The 23,333-nt window shown below is 51.6% G+C and carries 20 protein-coding genes and 3 tRNA genes; 12 read left to right on the forward strand and 11 right to left on the reverse strand.

The window, feature by feature from the left end; translation table 11 throughout:
* Positions 1 to 36: 36 nt before the first annotated feature.
* Complete coding sequence (locus AC2A1E_RS00975) at positions 37 to 960, forward strand: LysR family transcriptional regulator (RefSeq protein WP_484382155.1); 924 nt, start codon at positions 37 to 39, stop codon at positions 958 to 960.
* Between the two features lie 89 nt (positions 961 to 1,049).
* Here AC2A1E_RS00975 and cycA read toward each other — a convergent pair whose 3' ends face one another.
* Complete coding sequence (gene cycA, locus AC2A1E_RS00980) at positions 1,050 to 2,447, reverse strand: D-serine/D-alanine/glycine transporter (RefSeq protein ID WP_484382156.1); 1,398 nt, start codon at positions 2,445 to 2,447, stop codon at positions 1,050 to 1,052.
* A 745-nt stretch (positions 2,448 to 3,192) separates the two neighbouring features.
* On the opposite strand from cycA, the gene AC2A1E_RS00985 reads away from it, so the two are divergent.
* Entirely contained in the window at positions 3,193 to 3,621 is a 429-nt protein-coding gene (locus tag AC2A1E_RS00985) for a universal stress protein (RefSeq protein WP_459398877.1), read from the forward strand.
* A gap of 45 nt (positions 3,622 to 3,666) precedes the next feature.
* Here the strand turns inward: AC2A1E_RS00985 and AC2A1E_RS00990 are convergent, their stop codons facing one another.
* From AC2A1E_RS00990 to AC2A1E_RS01010, 5 genes are all read right to left on the reverse strand, one after another.
* Positions 3,667 to 4,680 (reverse strand): Ldh family oxidoreductase, encoded by a 1,014-nt coding sequence (locus tag AC2A1E_RS00990; protein WP_484382157.1) that lies wholly within the window; start codon positions 4,678 to 4,680, stop codon positions 3,667 to 3,669.
* Between the two features lie 11 nt (positions 4,681 to 4,691).
* Positions 4,692 to 6,257: an APC family permease gene (locus AC2A1E_RS00995; protein ID WP_484382158.1), complete on the reverse strand. Its 1,566-nt coding sequence runs from the start codon at positions 6,255 to 6,257 to the stop codon at positions 4,692 to 4,694.
* Positions 6,235 to 7,860, reverse strand: a complete 1,626-nt coding sequence (locus AC2A1E_RS01000; protein ID WP_484382159.1) for an aldehyde dehydrogenase (NADP(+)) — start codon at positions 7,858 to 7,860, stop codon at positions 6,235 to 6,237. The genes AC2A1E_RS00995 and AC2A1E_RS01000 overlap by 23 nt, the downstream gene beginning before the upstream one ends.
* 60 nt (positions 7,861 to 7,920) lie before the next feature.
* Positions 7,921 to 8,841 carry a dihydrodipicolinate synthase family protein gene (locus AC2A1E_RS01005; RefSeq protein WP_484382160.1) on the reverse strand — a complete coding sequence of 307 codons (921 nt, stop codon included), beginning with the start codon at positions 8,839 to 8,841 and terminating at the stop codon, positions 7,921 to 7,923.
* A gap of 196 nt (positions 8,842 to 9,037) precedes the next feature.
* Positions 9,038 to 9,883 (reverse strand): helix-turn-helix domain-containing protein, encoded by an 846-nt coding sequence (locus AC2A1E_RS01010; protein WP_459402811.1) that lies wholly within the window; start codon positions 9,881 to 9,883, stop codon positions 9,038 to 9,040.
* A gap of 381 nt (positions 9,884 to 10,264) precedes the next feature.
* Here AC2A1E_RS01010 and AC2A1E_RS01015 point away from each other — a divergent pair, with 381 nt between their 5' ends.
* The 4 genes from AC2A1E_RS01015 to AC2A1E_RS01030 are packed head-to-tail and all read left to right on the forward strand — an operon-like array spanning position 10,265 to position 13,824.
* Entirely contained in the window at positions 10,265 to 11,212 is a 948-nt protein-coding gene (locus AC2A1E_RS01015; RefSeq protein ID WP_484382237.1) for a 4-hydroxyproline epimerase, read from the forward strand.
* Positions 11,212 to 12,327, forward strand: coding sequence for an NAD(P)/FAD-dependent oxidoreductase (locus AC2A1E_RS01020; RefSeq protein WP_484382161.1), 1,116 nt, complete (start codon positions 11,212 to 11,214; stop codon positions 12,325 to 12,327). The genes AC2A1E_RS01015 and AC2A1E_RS01020 overlap by 1 nt, the downstream gene beginning before the upstream one ends.
* Positions 12,324 to 12,572, forward strand: coding sequence for a (2Fe-2S)-binding protein (locus AC2A1E_RS01025; protein ID WP_484382162.1), 249 nt, complete (start codon positions 12,324 to 12,326; stop codon positions 12,570 to 12,572). Before AC2A1E_RS01020 ends, AC2A1E_RS01025 begins: the two co-directional genes overlap by 4 nt.
* The gene (locus AC2A1E_RS01030; protein WP_484382163.1) at positions 12,565 to 13,824 is read left to right on the forward strand and encodes an FAD-dependent oxidoreductase; all 1,260 of its coding nucleotides are present in this window, start codon (positions 12,565 to 12,567) and stop codon (positions 13,822 to 13,824) included. Before AC2A1E_RS01025 ends, AC2A1E_RS01030 begins: the two co-directional genes overlap by 8 nt.
* 751 nt (positions 13,825 to 14,575) lie before the next feature.
* Here AC2A1E_RS01030 and AC2A1E_RS01035 read toward each other — a convergent pair.
* Complete coding sequence (locus tag AC2A1E_RS01035; protein WP_484382164.1) at positions 14,576 to 14,800, reverse strand: DUF2594 family protein; 225 nt, start codon at positions 14,798 to 14,800, stop codon at positions 14,576 to 14,578.
* A 790-nt stretch (positions 14,801 to 15,590) separates the two neighbouring features.
* Here AC2A1E_RS01035 and uvrY point away from each other — a divergent pair.
* From uvrY to AC2A1E_RS01055, 4 genes are all read left to right on the forward strand, one after another.
* Positions 15,591 to 16,247, forward strand: a complete 657-nt coding sequence (gene uvrY, locus AC2A1E_RS01040) for a UvrY/SirA/GacA family response regulator transcription factor (protein WP_337263816.1) — start codon at positions 15,591 to 15,593, stop codon at positions 16,245 to 16,247.
* Positions 16,240 to 18,072: an excinuclease ABC subunit UvrC gene (gene uvrC, locus AC2A1E_RS01045; RefSeq protein WP_484382165.1), complete on the forward strand. Its 1,833-nt coding sequence runs from the start codon at positions 16,240 to 16,242 to the stop codon at positions 18,070 to 18,072. Before uvrY ends, uvrC begins: the two co-directional genes overlap by 8 nt.
* 58 nt (positions 18,073 to 18,130) lie before the next feature.
* Positions 18,131 to 18,679 (forward strand): CDP-diacylglycerol--glycerol-3-phosphate 3-phosphatidyltransferase, encoded by a 549-nt coding sequence (gene pgsA / locus AC2A1E_RS01050; protein ID WP_459398868.1) that lies wholly within the window; start codon positions 18,131 to 18,133, stop codon positions 18,677 to 18,679.
* 144 nt (positions 18,680 to 18,823) lie between these two features.
* Positions 18,824 to 18,899 (forward strand) — tRNA-Gly (locus tag AC2A1E_RS01055).
* 670 nt (positions 18,900 to 19,569) lie between these two features.
* Here the strand turns inward: AC2A1E_RS01055 and AC2A1E_RS01060 are convergent.
* The gene (locus AC2A1E_RS01060; RefSeq protein WP_484382166.1) at positions 19,570 to 20,847 is read right to left on the reverse strand and encodes an O-acetylhomoserine aminocarboxypropyltransferase/cysteine synthase family protein; all 1,278 of its coding nucleotides are present in this window, start codon (positions 20,845 to 20,847) and stop codon (positions 19,570 to 19,572) included.
* 566 nt (positions 20,848 to 21,413) lie between these two features.
* On the opposite strand from AC2A1E_RS01060, the gene AC2A1E_RS01065 reads away from it, so the two are divergent.
* Both AC2A1E_RS01065 and AC2A1E_RS01070 read left to right on the forward strand, forming a co-directional pair.
* A tRNA-Cys gene (locus tag AC2A1E_RS01065) sits at positions 21,414 to 21,487 on the forward strand.
* An 8-nt stretch (positions 21,488 to 21,495) separates the two neighbouring features.
* Positions 21,496 to 21,581: transfer RNA gene (locus tag AC2A1E_RS01070), tRNA-Leu, on the forward strand.
* Between the two features lie 120 nt (positions 21,582 to 21,701).
* Here the strand turns inward: AC2A1E_RS01070 and AC2A1E_RS01075 are convergent.
* The 3 genes from AC2A1E_RS01075 to AC2A1E_RS01085 all read right to left on the reverse strand — a co-directional run bounded on the left by AC2A1E_RS01075 (position 21,702) and on the right by AC2A1E_RS01085 (position 23,332).
* Positions 21,702 to 22,718, reverse strand: coding sequence for a tyrosine-type recombinase/integrase (locus AC2A1E_RS01075; RefSeq protein ID WP_484382167.1), 1,017 nt, complete (start codon positions 22,716 to 22,718; stop codon positions 21,702 to 21,704).
* Positions 22,718 to 22,942 carry a DUF4224 domain-containing protein gene (locus AC2A1E_RS01080; RefSeq protein ID WP_484382168.1) on the reverse strand — a complete coding sequence of 75 codons (225 nt, stop codon included), beginning with the start codon at positions 22,940 to 22,942 and terminating at the stop codon, positions 22,718 to 22,720. The genes AC2A1E_RS01075 and AC2A1E_RS01080 overlap by 1 nt, the downstream gene beginning before the upstream one ends.
* A gap of 216 nt (positions 22,943 to 23,158) precedes the next feature.
* Positions 23,159 to 23,332 carry a hypothetical protein gene (locus tag AC2A1E_RS01085; protein WP_197091755.1) on the reverse strand — a complete coding sequence of 58 codons (174 nt, stop codon included), beginning with the start codon at positions 23,330 to 23,332 and terminating at the stop codon, positions 23,159 to 23,161.
* Position 23,333: the final 1 nt, after the last annotated feature.

Raw genomic sequence — 23,333 nt, forward strand, 5'->3', positions numbered from 1 at the left:
TTGATTTATAAGGAAAAAAATGTACGGGGACAAACGATGAAAACTGACCATATTGGTGAGAAATGCTCACGCAAAGTCGGTCGGCAACTGTCACTAGGCGGGTTACGTTGTTTTGAGGCTGCGGCACGTAGGGAAAGTTTTACGCTGGCGGCACAGAATCTGAGCCTGACGCATGGTGCGGTGAGCCGAGCGGTGCGCGCACTTGAAGATGAACTTGGTGTAGCACTGTTTGAACGCCGCCATCGACGAGTATTTCTGACCTCCGCGGGCCGCAAGTTGTTTCAGGCTACGCAGCAGGCATTCGGTATTCTGGAGGATACTACCCAAGAGTTATACCAGCAGGCGCAGGATGCACCGATAGTCCTTTCCTGTGAGCCCACATTGCTGATGCGCTGGCTGATTCCCCGCTTACCTGCATTTCAGGAAGCTTTACCGGAAATCAATCTGCAGTTGGTCGCTGGTGGAGGACCTTTTGCTTTTCGCGATGGCACGACGGTGGCGATACGGCGTAACGATTTTGACTGGGGCAGTAATGTGCACAGTGAGCCTTTGTTTGTCGAAAAGGTTGGCCCGGTATGCAAGCCTGAGATGCTCGATCAGTTTGTGGTAGACAACGGTGTGGAAAAACATTTACGTGACAACGCTCTGTTATTGCATGCCTCCACTCGCCCACATGCCTGGCGCGATTGGGCTACCTCGCAGGGGATCTCGCTCACTAATCAGCCACAGCAGTATTTCGACCACTTCTATTTCAGCCTGCAAGCCGCAGTTGCGGGCGTCGGCATAGCTATTGGCCCCTGGCAACATGTGCGGGATGATATCAAGGCTGGCTTGTTAATTGCTCCGTTTGGTTTTGAACAGGACGGCAGCGGCTATTGCCTGTTGACGCAACATAAAGTGGTGCCCGGTAGCCCGGTAGCCAGAGTGATTGCCTGGTTGCAATCCAGCTCAGACTCTTGAGGTTTGATTCAACCGCTGTTGCCAGCGGTTGATTGCATTACGTTGAGCGGCAGCCAGGCTTGCACCACCGCTAATCGGCAGAGGGGGAATCAGGCCTTTTTGCGGCGGATAAACTGATAGCCGATCCCCAAAATGACGAACCACAGCGGCGTAACAATCAGCGCCTGGCGGGTATCGTCACGCAGTGACAACAGCACCAGCACAAACACGAAGAACGCCATACATACCCAGCACATCAGCTTACCGGCAGGCATTTTGTAGATCGATTTCTGGTGCAGCGCCGGGCGCTGTTTACGGTAAACCAGGTATGAGCACAAAATGATGGTCCAAACGAACATAAATAGGATCGCTGAAACGGTGGTGACCAGGGTAAATACCGTCATCACGTTCGGGATCAGGTAAATCAGCACCACACCACCCAGCAAACAGATGCAGGAGAAGGTCAGGCCGTTGGCCGGTACCGCACGCTTGGAAAGATTGGCAAACGACTTTGGTGCGTCTCCTTCTTGCGCCAGGCCGAACAGCATACGGCTGGTGGAGAACACCCCGCTGTTGGCAGAAGAGGCCGCAGAGGTCAACACGACAAAGTTAATCACGCTGGCCGCAGCAGGCAGGCCAATCAAGACGAACAGCTCAACGAACGGGCTCTTGTCGGCAACCACGGAACTCCACGGTGTCACCGACATAATCACGATCAACGCAAACACGTAGAACATGATGATGCGGATCGGAATAGAGTTAATTGCGCGTGGCAGTACTTTTTCCGGATCTTTGGTTTCTGCGGCGGTGGTGCCCACCAGTTCGATCCCCACAAAGGCGAATACCGCGATCTGGAAGCCTGCAAAGAAACCGCTGATGCCTTTCGGGAACATGCCGCCGTCATTCCACAAATGCGAGAACGAAGCGACGCTGCCGTTAGGCGATTCGAAGTGCATAGCCACCATGACCAAACCCGCAATAATCAGGCCGACAATGGCGACGATTTTGATCATCGCAAACCAGAACTCCATCTCACCGAACATTTTTACCGTCGCCAGGTTTAGGCTAAGCAACAGCAAAACGCACAGCAGCGAAGCGATCCATTGCGACAGATCGGGGAACCAGAACTGGGCATAGGCGGTAATGGCGACTACGTCGGCAATGCCGGTCACCACCCAGCAGAACCAGTAGGTCCAACCAGTGAAAAAACCCGCCCATGGGCCGAGCAGATCGGCGGCGAAATCGCTGAAAGATTTATATTGCAGGTTGGAGAGCAGCAGTTCGCCCATCGCGCGCATCACGAAAAACAGCATAAAGCCGATAATCATGTACACAAAAATGATGGAAGGCCCAGCCAGACTGATGGTTTTGCCGGAACCCATAAACAAACCGGTACCAATTGCGCCACCGATAGCGATCAGTTGAATATGTCGGTTGGTAAGGTTTCGTCTTAGATGATCTTCTGACCCTGGCGTGGCATCCGTTGCTATTTTAGAATGATCTACCATCTGATGATGTCCTGTTTTACCTGTCATGAATGAAGTTGCGAGCTCTGAAGTGGCTCTTTTTTATGTGTTTATCCGGGTGTCCCGGCTTTAGTAAGGTAACTCAATACCGCCATCTTTATGCAACATGTTTACAACATTTATGTGCGGGATAAAAGTCGATTATTCTTTACACTTTGAAGGCAAAGCGGGCGTCCAAGGGGCGGAAGATTACTCTTTGCCATAGCAAATGAACAGCGTTGCAAAGTCTTATCTTATTGATTCGACAGTATGTTGCAAAATTGGCATGAGAAAAAGTAATGCGATTGAACGCTTAAATTCATGTGTTTGGGTGAATGGAATGTTGCACTATGAAGATTGATTTCAGAAAGGGCAGTTGAGTTTTAATCAGTTTATAGCGGCGGCTGGCGTGCCGCCGAGGCAGATAGGTTAGGCTGCTGTGCACATTTCTCTGGTTTTGCGGTGCCAGTCACAAAAGTAAAAATCATTGGTTTAATCAGCGGTGAGCAGTGATTTTGCATCTAGGCTACTTGGGGCGAGGTGAAATAACGACATCTTGGCTGAGGCGTTGCCAAGAAAACATCTGACTACTCCAAAAGGCTTTTACAGCATAACAGGCCAATGATAGCGGATGGTGATGATTCTATCTTCTCCTGCCATGCCTCACAAAAGTGGCATAAACCGATTCACCATCCTGTTGTGCGGCAGTAAACTGATTCCATAACGGTAAATAAAGAAGGGATTGAATATGTACAAGACCATTTTAGTGCCGATAGATATTTCAGAAGATGTGTTGACCGAACATGCCCTCAAACATGTTGAGTATCTGGCAAAAATGTCTGGGGCCAAGGTGCATTTCTTCCATGCATTGCCCGATGCCTCGGCGTTTGTTACCGCCTACTCCTTCGGCATCAAAGAGTTTGAGAATCAGGCGGAAGTGAAAGCGATTGAAGGGCTGAAGAAAATCATGGCGGAAATCGATCTGCCGCTGGAGAACTTGGCGTATACCATCAGCTTCGGTTCGCCGCGCGACGAAGTATTACTGCTTGCCGAAGAGATAGAGGCCGATCTGATCGTGATCGGTTCCCGCCGCCCAAGCGTGAAAACCTATCTTCTGGGTTCGAATGCCGCAGCCATTGTGCGCCATGCCAAAACATCGGTGATGGTGATTAGATAACTCTCCGATAACTTATCGGCCCGCCGTCAGTGCGGGCCTGTTGTATCACCGGCATAGCGCCACAATCTCATCGTATAACGCCTGTGGTAGTGTGACTCCATGCTGTTGGCTGTGCTGCCGAGCCTGAAAACGCCTTTCTCCTGGGATACGCGCTCCTTGTGACTGCATGTTGGTAAACAGGGCTTCCGCGCGGGCGAAGTGCGCCTGTTGATCGGCACCCAGAAAACGTGCGGGATCCATAGCGATAATCAATTCGCCGCCGTAAGGGGAAGAGCCGGTTTGGGCATCATAAGCCAGCGACTCCTTGCTGGTCATATCGCCAATCAGTGGCCCGGCAATCAACTCCACCATGGCTGCCAGCGCCGAACCTTTATGGCCGCCGAAGGTCAGCATGGCACCTTGCAATACGCTGGCCGCGTCGGTTGACGGCTGGCCTTGCTGATCGATCCCCCAGCCTTCCGGCAAGGTTTTGCCCGCCCGGCGATGCAGTTCAATCTCACCGCGAGCGATAGCGCTGGTGGCCATATCAAAGATAAAGTGCGGCTGCTGCGGGCGCGGCCAGCCAAAGGCAATCGGGTTGGTGCCAAACAGCGGCTGAGTTCCGCCCGCTGGCGCTACCCAGGCGTGGCTTGGCGTGCAGGCCAGCGCCACCAATCCTTGCTCAACCAGCGGTTCGATATCGGCCCACAGCGCAGAGAAGTGTACGCAATGGTTAATGGCCAGTGCGGCGATACCGCAGTGGCGTACCTTATCAATAAATGCGGGCAACGCGGTCTGGTAAGCCACCAGTGAGAAGGCTGCACCCGCATCCACGTGCATAATCGCGGGAGCGGTATCGATGAGCAGTGGCTCGGCATCGGCGGAAACCTTGCCTGCATGCAGCGAGCGGACACAACCTAATACACGATACAAGCCATGGGAGGCACAACCATCGCGCTCCCCGGCAGTGACGTTCTGCGCCACCGCGTGAGCGTGCGCCTCGCTGAAACCATTACTGCGTAGTGCGCGGTGTGCCAACTGATAAGCATCATCCAGCGATAGATTTACGGTTTGAGTCATTTTCTCTTCCTTTACTCTTCTTCGTCCCCGGCAAAATTCGCCTTAGGCAGACAGGTATAGGCACCCCAGTAGTAAATGACCAGCGCGATGGCGGCGACCAACAGGGTATCCCAAGGGTGACTGATGGCACCAATACCGCCAAAACTGCCCAGATAAGAGGCGACGATAATCAGTGCGTAGAAAGCGATCAGCCATAGGGAGGAGTAGATTTGTTGCTTCAGGCTGACGGCGTGTGTCGGTACTTTATTTTTGAACAGGATATAGATGAAGAACATCAGGATCTGTAGGCCGAGCAGCCAGGAAACGGTATTCCAGCCAGACCAGTAGACGATAAGTGCCGAGATGATAAACGACAGCGGCCCGAGGACACAGAAGCCACGAACCCGGAATGGCCGGGGCAGGTCCGCGGCGTTACGGCGCAGTCCGGCGGCAGTAACCGGTGCGATAGCATAGCTTAACACCAGCGCAGCGGATACTACGCCGATCAGCCGTTCCCACGATGGAAAAGGCAGCGTCCAGAAAATGGATAAGGCAAAGGTCAGCCATAAAGCGTGACGCGGGATACCGGATTGGCTATCGACTTTGGTAAATATTTTGAAGAAGGTGCCGGTGCGTGCCCAGCCATAAATGACACGCGGTGTGGCATTCATATAAATGTTGCCGGTGCCGCTGGGGGAAATGATGGCATCGCTGACCACCATAAAGGCCAGCCAACTCATCCCCAAGGTGACGGCAATATCACGGTAAGGCAGAGAAAACTGCTTGCTGATACCGGCCCAACCCTCGGCCAACATCTCGCTCGGGATACTGCCGAGGAACGCCAGTTGCAGCAGCACATAAATAATAGTGGAAAGCACTACCGACAGAATCAGGGCGATCGGGATGGTGCGCTGCGGTTTTTGCACCTCGCTGGCTACCGAGATGATCGGCGTCAAGCCAAGATAAGCGAAGATGATTCCGCCCGCTGAGATCGCTGCTTCAACCCCGGCGGCGCCGAAAGGGGCAAAACCCTGGCTGTGCAGGTTCTCGGGTTTGAAAAAGGTAAACAGCACCACGATCACCAATAGCGGGACCAGAAACTTGATTATGCTGATCAGGTTATTGGATTTGGCGAAGGTTTTAACGCTGTAATAGTTGAGAGAAAAGAAAAAACACAGCAATAACAGTTGTACCAGCCAGCCGACCAGCGTTGGATCGCTGGAGTCTGGCTGAGTGAGGAACGGAAACCAGGCCGCGGCATACTGGCGTGCTGCAACGATTTCGATCGAGATCAGGCTGGAGAAAGCGATCAGCGTGATAAAGCCTAATAAATAGCCCATCAGTTCGCCGTGGGAAAATACCGGATAGCGGATAATGCCACCAGCGCGGGGTAATGCCGCGCCCAGTTCGCAGTAAACAATGCCGAGTAACAGTACCGCCAGCCCGCCAATCAGCCATGAATAGAGCCCGGCAGGCCCGGCGATAGAAGAAACATGGCTGGCCGCGAACAGCCAGCCGGAGCCAAAAATTGCGCCCAGGCCGATAAAGGTCAGATCGGTGAGCGTAAGCTGCTTTTTAAATTTGCCTTGGGTCGCCATAAGAGGTTCCTTCCAATGAGGAGCGGGTATAAGTGCCATTCACCAATCGCAACAGGTTGAGTGGGTTGCTGTTCTGTAAGGCGGCTGGCAGCAGAGCCGCAGGAGTGTTTTGCAGGCAAACCGGGCGTAGAAAACGTTCAATGGCCAGCGTACCGACCGAGGTGCCGCGTGCATCGCTGGTGGCAGGGTAAGGACCGCCGTGCACCATGGCATCGCAGACTTCCACACCGGTCGGATAACCGTTGAACAGCACTCGCCCGGCCTTGCGCGTCAGTAAAGGCAGCAGTTCGGCGGCAGCAGCCATATCGCCGGGTTCGACGAGTAACGTGGCGGTCAGTTGGCCTTGCAAATGTTCCAGCGCCGCCAGCAATTGTTGTTGATCGTCTAGCGCGACCACGATCGCCACCGGGCCAAACACTTCCTCCTGTAACAGTACGTCGTCGTTAAGCAGTAATTGACTGCTGGCCTGATAAAGTTGAGCCGCAGCCAGATGCGTTTGTTGTTCCTGGTTGCCCGCTAAGTGCTCCAATCCTGGGTGCTGATCCAGCGCTTGCAGCCCGTGGCGATAGTGCGCCAGCGTGCCCGCATTCAGCATGTGTTGCGGCGGTGCGGCATTTACCCGAGTTTTTAAATCATCAATGAGCTGGCTGAATGCAGGGCTGCGAATACCGATAATCAGCCCCGGCTTGGTGCAGAATTGTCCACAGCCCAGCGTGAATGAGGCGACCAGTTCCTGGGCTATGCTTTGCCAGCGTTGAGCCAACGCCTGCGGCATGACTAGCACCGGATTGATACTCGACATCTCGGCAAATACCGGAATCGGCTGCGGGCGGCGCATGGCTAAATCAAACAAAGCACGGCCACCTTGCAGTGATCCGGTAAAGCCTACCGCCTGAATTGCCGGATGCTGCACCAGTTCGGCCCCGATCCGTGCGCCGAAAACCATATTGAATACGCCAGCGGGCATCTGCTGTTGCTGCACTGCCCGTTCGATCGCTTGTGCGGTGAGCTCTGCGGTGATCATATGGCCGCTGTGTGCCTTGAAAACCACCGGACAACCTGCGGCCAATGCAGCGGCGGTATCGCCGCCGGCGGTGGAGAACGCCAGCGGAAAATTGCTGGCGCCGAAAACGGCAACCGGGCCAAGCGCAGTGCGATATTGGCGCAGGTCTGGGCGCGGCAGCGGTGTACGCTCGGGCAGGGCACAGTCGATGCGTACGCCGTGGACATCACCGCGGCGTAGCAGTTCGGCAAACAGGCGCAGTTGGCCGCTGGTGCGGGCACGTTCACCTTGCAGACGAGCTAACGGCAGGGCGGTTTCCTGCATGGCAAAGGCGAAGAAGGGTTCGGCCAGCGCGTCGATTTCGCTGGCAATGGCACAGAGAAAAGCGGCCCGTTGTTCTGTGCTGGTTTGCGAATAGGCCGTGAAGGCGTTTGCGGCGGCCTCTGCGGCAGCAGCGGTTTCCGCGCTGCTGGCTTGATAAAAACGATAACCGGTGGGCTGATCATTATCGGCCCGTAGGCTGATCAGCTCCGCCGTGCCGCTGGCAATACGCTGCCCGCCGATAAATTGTTGGCCGCTGAGGGTGATGGTATTCGGCATAAGTTCCCCTGCAAGGTTAAGAGAAATACGCCCGGTCAGGCACCGGGCGACGATCAGGGTTTACAGCCCGACCTCGGGCAGCGCGGGGCGGTTTGCCAACGCGGTTTCAACAATGGCGGTGACTTCGCGCAGCGTTTCCCCTTGCAACGCCAAGCGTGGTGGACGGGTGATGGCACTGCCACGGCCAGCCAGTTCTTCGCAAAGCTTGATGCATTGCACCAGATCCGGGCGGGCATCCAGATGCAGTAACGGCATAAACCAACGGTACAGCGCCAGCGCCTCCTCGAAACGTTTCTGCTTCGCCAATCTGAACAGGGTTTCCCCTTCACGCGGGAATGCGTTAGACATGCCGGAGATCCAACCTTCTGCACCGACCGCGACACTTTCCAGTACCACATCGTCCAGGCCAGCAAACAGCACAAAGCGATCGCCCACCGCATTGCGCAGATCGATAAAGCGCCGGGTATCGCCGGAAGAGTCTTTGAAGCAGACGATGTTGTCGCAGTCCACCAGCGTGGTGAGGATGTCGGGAGTGACATCGTTTTTGTAAATCGGCGGATTGTTGTAAACCATGATTGGCAGATCGGTAGCACCTGCCACGCTGCGGAAGTGGGCGGCGGTTTCATGCGGTTTGGCAGAATAGACCAGTGCTGGCATCACCATAATGCCGTCGACGCCGACCTTTTGAGCTTCACGCGCCATGTTCTGGGCAAAAGCGGTAGTGAATTCGGCAATACCGGCGATCACTGGCACCTTGCCCTGGGCGGCATCTTTCGCTACTTCGATGACCGCCAGTTTTTCCTGCATGGTCAGTGAGGTGTTTTCTCCTACGGTGCCGCAAACCACTAAGCCGGAAACACCGTCTTTAACCAGGTTTTTGATGACCGCATGGGTGGCATCGAGATCCAGGGAGAAATCGCTGCGGAACTGAGTGGTGACCGCTGGGAATACGCCACTCCAGCTAATAGTTTTAGAGTTCATCGCTTTTATCCTGTTATCTGGTTTTGTTAATCAATAGTGAATCATTGGTGAAATTCGATAACAGATTGACCGCTATTGCTCGAAGCTGCTTGACGTCTTTCGCCGATTGCCATGACGAAATTGGCACAGTGGCAGAGAATGACAGATAGCAATAAGCCTGACGTGTTAACGCCATAGGTTTTTTTATTTCAATGGGTTAGATAAGCAGCGTGGTGCGGAAATCGCGTGGTGTTGAACCGGTCATCGCTTTGAACTGGCGGCTGAAAGCGCTGTGATCGGTATAACCACACTGCAAGGCGATGTCGGTAATCGGCAGATCGCTTGCCAGCAGTTCAGTGGCTTTTTCAAGACGGACTTTATGGATCATCTGGCGTGGAGTCAGATGGAAAATGCGTTTGCAGTAACGCTCGATCTGCGCCACTGACAGCCCCGTCAGCATGGTCAGCTCTTCTGAGGCGATTGACCGGGCAAAGTGTTCGCGAATATAAATATCGATCGCCGCTAACCGCTGGTAAGCCGGGTGGTTGGCTTTGGCTTCCTGCAAGTCGTGCGAGATTCCTGCCATACCGATAATTTTGCCTTGTGTATCATGCAAGGCCAGCTTTTGCGTCAGGCACCAACCCGTCTCGCGCCCGCTGTAGAGGTGCATCTCCAATTGATCCTGAATGTGTACTCCATTGTGCAGAACCCGTAAGTCCTGCTCGGTGTAACCAGAGCCTAACTGAGCGGGAAAAACGTCTGCTGAGGTTTTTCCCAACAGCGGTGTGACGGTTTTGAAACCGCAGCGTTTAGCCAGCGTCAGGTTAGCCAGCAGATAACGCGCTTGGGCGTCTTTGATGAAAAACACCACGTTGGGAATGGCATTCAGCAGGGGGGCGATCAACGCCAAGGCGTTGAGTAAGCTGTTCAGATTATCCGGACGTTGCTGCGCCAGACCCGCACACAACCGGGAGAGTTGTTCGATAGCAAACACGTCATCCTCATTTTCTTCTACACGTTGGGAAGAAAGCGGGTTCACGAGGTATTCAGGAGCTAATCGCATAATCATACCTATTCCAGTGAACTGACAAATTGTTATTTTTTAACACATTCGGATCAATATTAACTTTTATGTAACTTGGCAAGCGCAATAATTAGCCAGAGATGAAATATGCGAAACGCCGCATACTTTTGCTGGCCTTGATGCTGCGAGCATGCATTGTGGCGTTAACGTGCTTCCGTTCGGTAAAATGGATTATTTAATTTATTGATAAATAATATAATTAATTATTACCCGTGGTTTTTTAATGTGCCCGATCCAGTGGGTTAAAGGAGGATTGTGCTGATTTCGGCATTTCTTGCGCTGAAAGACATCAAGCTGCCATCAGGGGGATCGGGCAGGCTTGGAGATGTTGATAACATTTCTTTAACTCCGGAGAGCCTGATGAACCTACCTTCGCACCTGACCACGCTGCGGGCGATTGATACCCATACCGGTGGCGAGCCGACCCGCTTGATCATCGATGGTTTTCCCGATCTGGGTACGGGAACGATGGCCGAACGTAAAGCACGGTTTGCGCAGCATTATGATGACTGGCGCAGTGCGATCATTCTGGAACCGCGTGGTAATGACGTGCTGGTTGGGGCGCTGCTGTGCCAACCCTGTTCACCACAGGCAACCGCTGGCGTGATTTTTTTCAATAACGCTGGTTATCTGGGAATGTGCGGCCATGGCACCATCGGCTTGATCGCCTCTTTGGCCTATCTGGGCCAGATTGGAGCCGGTAAGCATTTGATTGAAACTCCGGTAGGCATGGTAAATGCCACGTTGCACACCGACGGTAGCGTTACGGTGGAGAACGTTCCTGCTTATCGCTTTCGCCAGCGGGTGGCGGTTGAGGTAGCGGGTTATGGCAGCGTTATTGGCGACATCGCCTGGGGAGGCAACTGGTTTTTCCTGATCGCCGATCATTCGCTGGAAATTGTTCCGCATAATATCGATAGGCTGACGGCGTTCTGCTGGGCTGTGCGTCAGGCACTCGAGCTGGCAGGTATCCGCGGAGAACAAGGTGATGTTATTGATCACATTGAGCTTTTTTCCTCTGATGAACACGCCGACAGCCGCAACTTCGTGCTTTGCCCTGGCAAAGCCTACGATCGCTCTCCTTGTGGTACCGGCACCAGCGCCAAACTGGCCTGCTTGGCAGCAGATGGCAAGTTAGCGCCAGATACCCTTTGGCGGCAGGCCAGCGTGATTGGCAGTGAGTTCAGCGCGTTCTATCAACCCAAAGGCAACGAGATTATCCCTTTTATTCGCGGGCAGGCGTTTGTTTGCGCTGACAGCCAGTTGTTACTGGATGAACGCGATCCCTTTGCTTGGGGGATCCGTTAATGGCGGTGGCTGATGTTATCGTCGTCGGCGCTGGAATTATCGGGGCGGCCTGCGCTTGGCAGTTGGCAAAGCAAGGATGCCGTGTGCTGGTAGTGGACAATCGGCAGCCCGGTGCGACTGCCGCAGGCATGGGGCATCTGGTGTGTATGGATGACAATCCGGCAGAGCTGGCGCTAAGTGCCTATTCGCTGCGCTTGTGGCGGGAAATAGTGGCGCGCATGCCGCAAGACTGCGCCTGGCGGGGTTGTGGCACGCTGTGGTTAGCGGAACATCAGGATGAAATGGCGATTGCTCAGTTGAAGCAACAGCGCATGGCCGCCAGTGGGGTGACCAGTGAAATACTGACTGCTGCACAGGTGATAGCATGGGAACCGATGCTGCGCAGTGGTTTGGCCGGTGGGCTACGGGTGGCGAGCGACGGGATCGTCTATGCGCCAAACGTTGCCCGTTGGCTGATTGCCGATGCCGCAAAACGGGTGACTACCCTTCATGACCAAGTAGTGGCGCTGGACAGGCAAACGGTACAGTTGATGAACGGTAAGAAACTGACCGCCCCGGTCGTGGTATTGGCCTGTGGTTTACAGGCCGATCAACTGCTGCCACAGCCTTTGTTGCGTGCCAAAAAAGGGCACTTGGCGATTACCGATCGCTATCCACCGCAGGTTAAACATCAACTGGTGGAGTTGGGTTACGGTGCCAGCGCCCATGCGGGTAGTGGAACCTCGGTGGCATTCAATGTGCAGCCCCGGCCAACCGGTCAGTTGCTGATAGGTTCTTCACGTCAATTTGACTCTCTCGATCCGGCTATTGATATGCCTTTGCTGGCCGCTATGCTGGCGCGGGCCAATAGTTTCCTGCCAGCATTGGCCCAGATGAATATCATCCGTTGCTGGAGCGGTTTTCGCGCAGCCACTGCCGATGGTTTGCCGTTATTGGGGGCGCATCCGCACCATTCCTGGCTCTGGTTGGCATTGGGTCATGAAGGGCTTGGCGTCACCACAGCGTTGGGTAGCGCGGCGTTGCTCAGCGCGCAGATCCACCATCAGCGCACGGAAATCGACGATCGCCCTTATCGAGCAGCACGTGTGTTCGCTGTGGAGGAGTCACCGGCATGAGCCAGATTATTTTGACCATTGATGGGCTACGCGTTCTGGTTCCCGAAGGCTTCACCGTGGCGGCTGCGTTCAGCCTGAGTGGGCAGGATATCTGCCGTTATTCGGTGACTCAGCAGCCGCGCGCTGCATTCTGTGGAATGGGAGTTTGCCAGGAGTGCCGGGTCACGATCAACGGCCAGCGTCGCTTGGCGTGCCAGACCTTGTGCCAATCAGGCATGTGTATCGAAAGAGGCCAAAATGTGTGATTTACAGTGTGAGGTGCTGATTATCGGCGCTGGGCCAGCCGGGTTGGCCGCCGCACGTGCCGCCGCCGAAAGTGGAAAAAAGATCGTGGTGCTTGATGATAATCCTCGCCCTGGCGGGCAGATCTGGCGCGATGGGCCAGAGGGGCAGCTACCCGCTGTTGCCACCGATTATCGGCAGGCATTAGATGGTCTGCACAATGTGACGTTGCTTAACGCCACACGTGTGGTCGCACAATATGGAGGGCAGCAGATTCTGTATGAAAGTGCGGAAGGGCATGGAGTGATTACTTATCAGCGGCTGATTCTTTGCTGTGGTGCGCGTGAACTGTTGCTACCGTTCCCCGGTTGGACGTTACCCGGAGTCAGCGGTGCAGGCGGTTTGCAAGCACAGATTAAAAATGGTTTACCAGTAAAAGGGTTGCGCGTGGCCATTGCTGGCAGTGGGCCTTTGTTGCTGGCCGTGGCCAGCAGCGTGGTTAAAGCGGGGGGCGAAGTGGTGTTGCTGGCAGAGCAGGCAAGCTTCCGGCGTGTGATGGCTTTCACCGGTGAACTGTGGCGCTGGCCGACGAAATTGCGTCAAGCGTTTTCTCTGGTTAACCACCATTATCGGACTAATAGCCAAGTATTGGCAGCAGAGGGGAAGGAGCGTATTGAGTCTGTACGGGTTCGGCAGGGAAAACAGATACATACCCTAGCCTGCGATCGCTTGGCGTGCGGTTTTGGCTTGGTGGCGAACATCGAATTGGCCATGCTGCTGGGGTGCCGCATTGTTAATGACGCTATAGCGGTCGATCGCTGGCAGCAAACTAGCGTAAAGCAGGTATTTGCTGCCGGTGAATGTACCGGGATTGGCGGCAGTGAATTGGCATTGGTGGAAGGTGCGATCGCGGGCTACGCCGCGACAGAGAATAAAGAAAAGGCGCAGCAGCAGATGGAGCAACGCGCTCGGTGGCAGAGATTTGCCATGAAGGTGGCGCAGACTTTCGCCCTGAATCAGGGACTAAAATCGTTGGCAACGCCGGATACGCTGCTGTGTCGCTGTGAGGATGTCAAACAGGGCCAACTGAGTGAATATACTGACTGGGCTAACGCTAAGCTGGGTAGTCGCTGCGGTATGGGGGCTTGCCAAGGGAAAATTTGCGCCACTGCGGTACGCCATCTGTATGGGTGGCCGCTGCCGAAACCACGGATCCCGCTAACGCCGGTGAGGGTTGAGACGCTGACCTTGCTGAATCAATCAAAGGTAGATTAATAAAACTGCTACAATCAGAGGTAGTGATAGAAGAGTGCGGGCAGATGAATGATGATAAAGGTTCTTATTACGTTAGGTCTGTGTCTGCTGTTAATGCCCCTGTTGGTGAGGCTGATTGGGCAAGCATTGCAAAAAGCCCAGCATAAAAAGCCTGAGAGAGCTAAACACCGCCCAAAAACTGGCATGCCACATGGTGATGATGAGTAGGCCAAACATGCCGCTAGGCTCAGCACGAACAGCAATGCTAACCATTTTGTCTAAGAAATAATCTTGTCTGTATGCGTTTATTTTCTTAGCTTACTGTTCATTTCATAAACAAAGTGTATTTTTTCAAAAGAGGAATTCATTTAATGAATTTATTTCCAAGGATAAAGTAATTTATTTGTGGTGTTCGCAGTATCACGCTGCTGCCGACAACAGGACTCTATGATATCTAGAAAGTGGGTGTATCGTTTCAGTTTGAAATTATTAACGGCACGGTAAAATAAAAGGATAATAATAATCCCATTAAAATTTTTTTGATTAATTAAGACTACTCCTATTGTCCTTACTAATATCCCCACCGCGTTATAGGCTTTTAGTACTTAGACAGAATCACTCTTAGAACGACAACCAGAGCACCAATCCGCGCTTTCACATCAATGTCCATCATATCCTCTGAGGCAAGTGCAAGCACGTTACCTGAAGCGGTTGATGGAAGTGGTGAGAACTCAGGTCAGGCCCGCATAAAGGCGGCCTGATAATGCTGGGATTACTGGCGATACGCGAGTTTAATTTGCAGAATGCTGTTTTTGAAAATCTCAGCCTGGGTAGGATCATCAATCTGAGCGGCAAAACGTTCCAGGTTGATGATGACTTTACCCGCATCTGCCTGGCCAATCGCTTTCAGGATCAGTGTCAGAGTGGCTTTAAGGCAGGCAACTTCTGTGGCCAGTGCTTCTGGATTTGCAGATGTAGTGAAATCAACGTTGCTCATTTTTTCTCCTGAGTTTAAGGCCGAAGCCTGACGTTAAATGCAGGTTAATGCACATTTTCCGGTTGCCGATTCACTATGACGGGCCGCAGTGCATTTGTGTGGGCGCGGAGTATAACATAGCACGGGATACCTGCGTCTAGTCACAGAGCGGCTCAACGCCATTTGGCGATGAGAAAGCATGGTCATTTTGTGAGGCGCGTGTGGTACTTACTGGTTATACTTACTCTAAACTAGCGAATAGATATGTCTTTGTCACAGCTACCAGCCTAAAGTATATCGCTAGTGTATTTTTCAAGGATGAACAAGTAATTGGCTTGTATACAATTAAAGGTATGATCGGTTATTTTAATTGAGAATGGCTCGGTTTCGACGTTGATGGTGGCTTTGTATTCTGAATAATGGTTTTGTCACAGAGATTTATGCGTGACTGAAAATGGCGGTTGTTTGTTATTTTTTTGTAATTCATATGGTTATGCGTGATGATTGCCAGCATCGATATTATTATGGGGAGTGATAACTTACAATAAATTTGCCGCCAAAGTGTGTAAAATGGCGTATCATAGGGAGATGTGCTCCTGATTGCTGCTAATTGACATGATGGATTTTTATCCGTGTTGAAGCAGATTAATGGTGTTGTAGTGAACTAATGTTTGAAAATTTGGCCTGTTCCGCAGAGTTAATCGTGAGTAAGTATTAATCTGTATTCATTCTTTGCTGAAAACCAAGTAATATCTGTTTAGATGTCAGAGGCTGATTGATTGCGTTACTCCCCTATTTTGGAGAATTTTCCTTGATTAGCGTTCTTCTTGTTGATGACCACGAACTGGTGCGCGCAGGGATACGACGCATTCTAGAAGATATCAAAGGCATAAAAGTTGTTGGTGAAGCGCAATGCGGTGAAGATGCCGTTAAATGGTGCCGAAGCAACTCCGCTGATATCGTATTGATGGATATGAATATGCCGGGTATAGGGGGGCTGGAAGCCACCCGCAAGATTGTTCGTTATGCGCCCGATATCAAAGTCATCATGCTGACTATTCATACTGAGAATCCGTTACCTGCCAAGGTGATGCAGGCTGGTGCTGCTGGTTACTTGAGCAAGGGGGCTGCGCCACAGGAGGTGGTAAACGCTATTCGTTCGGTACATGCCGGCCAGCGTTATATTGCTTCCGACATTGCGCAACAAATGGCATTAAGCCAGTTGGAACCGCAGGCGGAAAATCCGTTTAGCACGCTTTCTGAACGTGAGCTGCAAATTATGTTGATGATCACCAAAGGGAAAAAAGTGAATGAGATCTCTGAGCAATTGAATCTCAGCCCTAAAACGGTGAACAGCTATCGCTACCGCATGTTCAGTAAACTGAACATCAGTGGTGATGTTGAATTGACCCATCTGGCGATACGACACGGGTTGTTCAATGCGGAGACGTTGTTAAGCAGTGATTGACCGTTTCGATGCGCAGGCATTCCTTAAAACCGTAACCAGCCAACCAGGCGTTTATCGTATGTATGACGCGGCGGGTACGGTGATCTATGTTGGTAAAGCCAAAGATCTGAAAAAACGTCTCGCCAGTTATTTCCGGGCTCAAGTCGGTAGCCGTAAAACGGAGACGCTAGTCAAAAATATCGTGCAGATAGACGTTACCGTTACACATACGGAAACAGAAGCGCTATTGCTGGAACATAATTACATTAAATTATACCAGCCACGATATAATGTTCTTCTACGTGATGACAAATCTTATCCGCTGATATTCCTCAGTGCCGATGCGCATCCGCGACTGACGGTGCACCGTGGTGCCAAACATGCCAAAGGTGAATACTTTGGCCCATTCCCTAATTCTTATGCCGTGCGTGAAACGTTGGCACTGCTGCAAAAGTTGTTCCCGATTCGCCAGTGTGAAAACAGTGTCTATCGTAATCGCTCTCGCCCATGCTTGCAGTATCAGATTGGTCGCTGCCTGGGGCCATGCGTTACTGGTTTGGTAAGCGAAGAAGAATATCGGCAACAGGTGGATTACGTGCGCCTGTTCCTGTCCGGTAAAGATCAGCAGGTGTTGCATCAGTTAATCGAGCGAATGGAAAGTGCCAGCCAGGAACTCAACTTTGAAGAAGCGGCGCGTGTCCGCGATCAGATCCAGGCAGTTCGTCGGGTTACCGAAAAGCAGTTTGTTTCGGGTAATAGCGACGATATGGATGTGATTGGCGTAGCATTTGAGGCAGGAATGGCCTGTTTACATGTGCTGTTTATACGTCAAGGCAAAGTGCTTGGCAGCCGTAGCTACTTCCCGAAAGTGCCGGGCGGGACGGAGATGAGTGAAGTGGTGCAGACTTTTGTGGGGCAGTTCTATTTGCAGGGCAGCCAGGCGCGAACCTTACCGGCTGAAATCCTGCTGGACTTCAGTCTACCGGAAAAAGATCTGTTGGCTGAATCATTGAGTGAACTGGCGGGGCGCAGAATTCAGATTCAGAGCAAGCCGCGTGGCGATCGTGCCCGTTATCTTAAGCTGGCACGCACTAACGCCTCAGTGGCATTGACCACCAAACTTTCCCAGCAGTCGACGATCCATCAACGGTTGGCTGAACTGGCAAAAATGCTCAATCTTTCTGAGATTAACCGGATGGAGTGTTTTGATATCAGCCACACCATGGGGGAGCAGACGGTGGCATCCTGCGTGGTGTTCGACGGCAATGGGCCGCTGCGTTCAGAGTATCGCCGATACAATATCACGGGTATCACACCGGGTGATGACTATGCGGCGATGACTCAAGTGCTGAAACGCCGCTATGGTAAGGCACTGGAAGAGAAAAAAATCCCTGATGTGATCTTCATTGATGGTGGCAAGGGGCAACTGGGTATGGCGATTGAGGTATTCAATTCGCTGAATGTTACCTGGGACAAAAACAAGCCGCTGCTGATTGGTATCGCCAAGGGTAGCGATCGTAAAGCCGGGCTGGAGACGTTATTCTTTGTGCCGGAAGGTGAGGGGATTTCGCTGCCGCCAGATTCACCGGCATTGCATGTGATCCAACATATCCGCGATGATTCACATAACCATGCGATCACTGGCCATCGTCAAAAGCGGGCAAAAGTCAAAAATACCAGTGCCTTGGAGTTGATTGAAGGCGTTGGGCCAAAACGGCGTCAGGTGCTGTTGAAGTATATGGGTGGACTTCAACCATTATTGAATGCCAGCGTTGAGGAAATTGCAAAAGTGCCGGGTATTTCACAAGCATTGGCAGAAAAGATCTACAATGCATTGAAACACTGAGGGCAATGTAGCAACATACTCTTAATTTCCACTCCAGCCAGATAGTTACCGTAGCATTATGCAACTGAATATACCGACTTGGATTACCCTGTTCCGCGTAGTTCTGATCCCATTCTTCGTTGTGGCATTTTATCTGCCGTTCACTTGGGCTCCGGTGGTATGCGCCGTCATCTTTGTGTTTGCTGCTGTAACCGATTGGTTTGACGGCTTTTTGGCACGCCGCTGGAAGCAGACAACCCGCTTTGGTGCTTTCCTCGACCCGGTTGCGGATAAAGTGATGGTCGCGATAGCGCTGGTGTTGGTGGCGGAGTATTACCACACGTGGTGGATCACCTTGCCCGCAGCAACCATGATTGCCCGTGAGATTATTATCTCATCACTGCGTGAATGGATGGCGGAAATTGGCAAACGTAGCAGTGTCGCGGTTTCGTGGATTGGTAAAGTAAAAACGACGGCGCAGATGATGTCCTTGGTCGGCTTACTGTGGCGCCCTGACCGCACGGTTGAGTACGTAGCGTTCGCGTTGCTGTACATTGCTGCGGTACTGACTTTCTGGTCAATGTTCCAATATTTGAATGCCGCCCGCAGGGATTTGCGAGAACCATGATCAATACGCTGTAAAAAACGGCAAACGAACGTAATGAGTTAACTATTTTATTGACTCATTACGTCAGGTAAGTAGAATGCATCGCATCAGACGGCGGTGATAATCCGCTGAAAGATTGAAATAAATCAGCAAGTTCTAATCAATGCGGGAATAGCTCAGTTGGTAGAGCACGACCTTGCCAAGGTCGGGGTCGCGAGTTCGAGTCTCGTTTCCCGCTCCAAGTTTTCTTCCATAGTGAACCAATAGGCACCATAAGTTACTGATTGTGCTGAAAAGTCACTATGAGATGTGTCAAGCAGTTCCAACAAAAACCACCTTAAGCTAGGACTTTTTAGTACATATTTTAGTACAGAAAAAGCGGAGCGCTGGTAGTGCGGTTTTATGCTGGGATTGTCTGTGCAAGAAACGTATACCTCCTACGATGTCATTGACAGATACCGATGTTCGCAAGACAAAACCCAAAGAAAAAGCCCACCCCCTGAGTGACAACGCATGCGTTAATAAAAAAATGGGCGCTAAGTCTTTTGTTCACCTATACAAACTTGGCTGTCAGGCGCTGATAAATGTTGCTGAAGACCTGAGCCGTTGTCAGTTCAAAGCCCCCGTGCAGGGTCGAAACTGATAGATTGACAATCACCAGCGTGTCCGGCGGCGTTACCGTCTGGAAGGTAAAACTGGAGCAGATGGCTGCAAACAGCACTGATGTTAAAGACTCTCTAATATGATGGAATTATTGATATTTTCTTGAGTCAAAAGTTTATTTTTCTTATGAGAAGAACAGAAAAATCATATCGTTATGCCCTAAATAATTCCCCCGTCGCTTTTCAAGATGCAGATATTGGCGGCCTACCTGCATCTTGAAGTCGCTTGGGCGTAGCGAGTGCCAGAGATTACTGTTGAGAAGCTTCAAGCGCCTGTGAAACATCCTCGATGATGTCTTCAATATTCTCTATGCCGACAGAGAGCCTGATCAAATCCTCGCTCACACCGGCACGGGCCAACTCATCGGGATTAAGCTGCCGGTGGGTGGTGGTAGCCGGGTGACATGCCAGCGACTTGGTGTCACCGATATTCACCAGCCGTAAGATCATCTTTAAGGCGTCAATAAAGCGTCCACCGGCCTCTTTCCCGCCCTTTATCCCGAAACTGACAATCCCTGAAGCCTTGCCAGAGGTTATTTTTTCACAGTTAGCTCTGTAGGGACTCTCAGGAAGTGCGGCGTAGTTAACCCAATTCACCAACGGGTGATTTTGCAGAAAAACGGCCAGCGCTAGTGCATTACTGCAATGTTTCTCCATACGCAGGCTCAATGTTTCAAGCCCCTGAAGCAGTAGAAAAGCGCTATGTGGCGAGAGTGCGGCACCGGTATTACGCAGCGGTACGGTCCGGCAGCGGCCTATGTAAGCCGCAGGACCAAAGGCCTCGGTATAGACGACGCCATGATAAGAAGGGTCTGGTTCGTTCAATAGACGAAAGCGAGATTTATTCGCAATCCAGTCGAATTTCCCAGAGTCGATAATAATCCCGCCAAGCGTTGTACCGTGCCCACCGATATATTTGGTCAGAGAATGAATCACAATGTCGGCACCATGTTCAAAAGGCCGACACAATACCGGCGATGCCACCGTGTTATCCACAATCACCGGTATACCGTGCCGGTGAGCAATCTGTGCCAGGCGTGCAATATCAACGACATTGCCTGCTGGATTGCCTATCGATTCACAAAATAACGCTTTCGTTCGATCGTTGATGAGAAATTCAATACCGTCAAAGTCATCAAAGCTAGCCATGCGGACTTCGACACCCTGGCGAGGTAACGTATGTGAAAAGAAATTATAGGTTCCACCATAGAGCTGGCTGGTACTGACAATATTATCGCCGACTTCGGTCAACGCCTGTATGGAATAGGTGATGGCAGCCATCCCTGAGGCGACAGCAAGAGCACCGACGCCGCCTTCAATGGCGGCAAGCCTTTCCTCAAGTACCGCATTCGTGGGGTTCATAATGCGGCTGTAGATGTTGCCTGCAACTTTCAGATCGAAAAGATCGGCCCCGTGCTGGGTATCATCAAAGGTATAAGACGTAGTTTGATAGATAGGGACAGCGGCCGATTTCGTCGTCGCTTCAGATGCATAACCGTGATGTAAAGCCAGCGATTCCAGTTTCATAAGTAGTCTCTATGTTATATGGCTAAAGAATGTTCATAAGTAGAATACGCTGTGATTTACCCAATCCGTTACAAGTAAAAAGCATTAAGTTAGATGAATACTCAGAGCCTAGGCTGCATGGCTATCTCAAAGGTAACGATGGGCTTTAATGCTGTTCTGGTAGCGGCGTTTTTACGCCATCAGATCAGAGCGCGTCAGTTTGGTATTCACTGCGTTGCCTGGATGCGCTAATTTAAAGGTGAACAGATCAATACGAAAGTGATACCTGATTAATGGGGGATTATATAAGGACTTTGTTGAAAGTTAGCTTCCAATACACTGAATTGATTAGATTACGTTCAGATAAGGTAAGTTTTGAGCAAACGCGATGGGTGTGCTCTGCATTAAGCATTTTTTTGTTGCCAACCTTTTTCAATTAGTACATAATCCTGCACATCGAAAGCATTGCTGGTTAAAAAAATTAGTGTTTTCAGAAGGATAAAGCAACAGTTCAGGTGCTTACCCTTAATAATTTCAATAAAGCTGGTGGGTCACGAGCTTTAGCCTGAAAAGGCAAACAGAATTACGGCGCGTTAACAAAGCGGTTATGTAGCGGATTGCAAATCCGTCTAGTCCGGTTCGACTCCGGAACGCGCCTCCAATTTCCGAGCCCGGGTGGTGAAATCGGTAGACACAAGGGATTTAAAATCCCTCGGCTTATGGCTGTGCGGGTTCAAGTCCCGCCCCGGGTACCACATTGATTTACAAAGCATTTTAGACCGCCTTTACGGCGGTTTTTTTGTGTAAAAAATCACGTTTCATAACATCTTCATAAGATGATTTCAGAAGATGAAAACAGAAAACCACATAGATATTCACTTTTTCTGATTACCCACCACCGGAACCACTTTCACTTTTCTGTCATAAATAGCCGTTTGGCTAGAATTTCTGTGGCCGGAAATCGCCTGTTTTTCACTGAGCGAACCGTCCAGATCTGAAATGCCTTTTGCCTTTAAATCGTGAAACGTGAAATCAATATCCAGGCTCGGATCGGCAGCTTTAGCGGCCAGCTTTGCGTTACGCCATTTTGAGTTAAAGCCATCACGGGTATAGCGGTTGCCGTTATGCTGGTGTATTACATAGACGCTGGCAATGCCGCTGGAAATAGGTACAGAGTCGGCCAGCGCTACAGCGGCACGCAATCTATCTGACCAGGCCTTAATCTGTTTGGCTCCCGTCTTACCCTGGCAGATGTAGATCCCGGTATCTAGAATCTGATCGCGGGTCAGGGCGAGAACATCGCTTTGCCGGGCGCAGCAGAGATACGCAAGCTCCATTACAGCACGCACGGTATCTGGTGCGGCGGCATATACAGCGGCGTATTCAGCGTCAGTTATGTAACGTTCCCGGCTCTTTTCCTTGTACTGCCGAACACCTTTGCACGGATTACCCTTCACATAGCCACGCTCATACCCCCAACCGAAAACGCGCGACATAAACGTTTTTTCGCGGTTCGCCTGCGTCTTGCTTTTTAATCCCCGCTTATCCATATATCGCCGAACGTGCTCGGGCTTAATATTGTCCGGGGGCGTATCACCAAACACCGGCATTAATTTATTCGCGTATTTGTGATAATCCTTCTGGGTTTCAAATGCCAGATCGGTAAATTCTGCCGATGTGAGGAAACGGTTTGCCAACGTCTTAAAGGTTTCATCCTCCTTCTGTTGCTCAATGTGCTTTTCATAGGCAGCCCAGACAGCAGACTGAGCGCAATCAAGAGCGCAGAGCCTTATCACCTGGCCTTTATTATTTCTGAACTCATACGCAGAGCGGCCGCGATAAACTCGCGGCGGCATCCAGTGGTCAGCGGGATTTTTTCTTTTACCGGCCATTACATAGCCTCGAAATTAGGCTCTTTCGGGGCCGGTTTCTGCGGTTCGCTGCGGTACTTCACCGGGTTCATAAAATGCCCCCAGGTAGTTTTTGGGTGGCCGTCCGGGCGCTCAATGAAGAATATCCCGGCGCGGCGCAATGCCTCACACTGCTTGGATTTATAATGGTGACCGGTCAGCTCAATCATTTCTTCTTTGGTGATTATGTCGTGGTCGTTTCTCATGCTGGTCTTTCCTCGGTTTAATCACCCGAGCGATTGCGTCGTCGGTCACACGACACGCGCGGGTGATATCATCTTCTGTGAGTTGTTTTTTCCGTACGCTGGCGCTAAGGCGGCCTATCTTGATATCAAAATCGGAGAGTAGGCGCGCGCCTGGTTTCCATACCTGCATTGTGGTTTCCCGGTTATTGAGAGGGTCGCCACAATGCAGGTGAAGGGCTATCGGGTCTGATTAGGCTTAATCAATTTCGGTGGTGGGGTGCTGCTGATCTTCACATCGTCCGGCAGCTCGTATTCAACATCACAGCGGCGATCGGTGCGGATGGTACCGGTGCGTCCGTCTGGCAGCGTGATGTAAGTTGGCTGCCCACGCTTTTGGTTTCGTCTGAGCATC

This window comes from Serratia sp. HNCC26DJ206 (assembly GCF_057180605.1).

Coding starts and splice junctions, on each gene's coding strand:
- AC2A1E_RS00975 (WP_484382155.1), top strand. CDS start 37: ATGAAAACTGACCATATTGGTGAGAAATGCTCACGCAAAGTCGGTCGG.
- cycA (WP_484382156.1), bottom strand. CDS start 2,447: ATGGTAGATCATTCTAAAATAGCAACGGATGCCACGCCAGGGTCAGAA.
- AC2A1E_RS00985 (WP_459398877.1), top strand. CDS start 3,193: ATGTACAAGACCATTTTAGTGCCGATAGATATTTCAGAAGATGTGTTG.
- AC2A1E_RS00990 (WP_484382157.1), bottom strand. CDS start 4,680: ATGACTCAAACCGTAAATCTATCGCTGGATGATGCTTATCAGTTGGCA.
- AC2A1E_RS00995 (WP_484382158.1), bottom strand. CDS start 6,257: ATGGCGACCCAAGGCAAATTTAAAAAGCAGCTTACGCTCACCGATCTG.
- AC2A1E_RS01000 (WP_484382159.1), bottom strand. CDS start 7,860: ATGCCGAATACCATCACCCTCAGCGGCCAACAATTTATCGGCGGGCAG.
- AC2A1E_RS01005 (WP_484382160.1), bottom strand. CDS start 8,841: ATGAACTCTAAAACTATTAGCTGGAGTGGCGTATTCCCAGCGGTCACC.
- AC2A1E_RS01010 (WP_459402811.1), bottom strand. CDS start 9,883: ATGCGATTAGCTCCTGAATACCTCGTGAACCCGCTTTCTTCCCAACGT.
- AC2A1E_RS01015 (WP_484382237.1), top strand. CDS start 10,265: ATGAACCTACCTTCGCACCTGACCACGCTGCGGGCGATTGATACCCAT.
- AC2A1E_RS01020 (WP_484382161.1), top strand. CDS start 11,212: ATGGCGGTGGCTGATGTTATCGTCGTCGGCGCTGGAATTATCGGGGCG.
- AC2A1E_RS01025 (WP_484382162.1), top strand. CDS start 12,324: ATGAGCCAGATTATTTTGACCATTGATGGGCTACGCGTTCTGGTTCCC.
- AC2A1E_RS01030 (WP_484382163.1), top strand. CDS start 12,565: ATGTGTGATTTACAGTGTGAGGTGCTGATTATCGGCGCTGGGCCAGCC.
- AC2A1E_RS01035 (WP_484382164.1), bottom strand. CDS start 14,800: ATGAGCAACGTTGATTTCACTACATCTGCAAATCCAGAAGCACTGGCC.
- pgsA (WP_459398868.1), top strand. CDS start 18,131: ATGCAACTGAATATACCGACTTGGATTACCCTGTTCCGCGTAGTTCTG.
- AC2A1E_RS01060 (WP_484382166.1), bottom strand. CDS start 20,847: ATGAAACTGGAATCGCTGGCTTTACATCACGGTTATGCATCTGAAGCG.
- AC2A1E_RS01075 (WP_484382167.1), bottom strand. CDS start 22,718: ATGGCCGGTAAAAGAAAAAATCCCGCTGACCACTGGATGCCGCCGCGA.
- AC2A1E_RS01080 (WP_484382168.1), bottom strand. CDS start 22,942: ATGAGAAACGACCACGACATAATCACCAAAGAAGAAATGATTGAGCTG.
- AC2A1E_RS01085 (WP_197091755.1), bottom strand. CDS start 23,332: ATGCTCAGACGAAACCAAAAGCGTGGGCAGCCAACTTACATCACGCTG.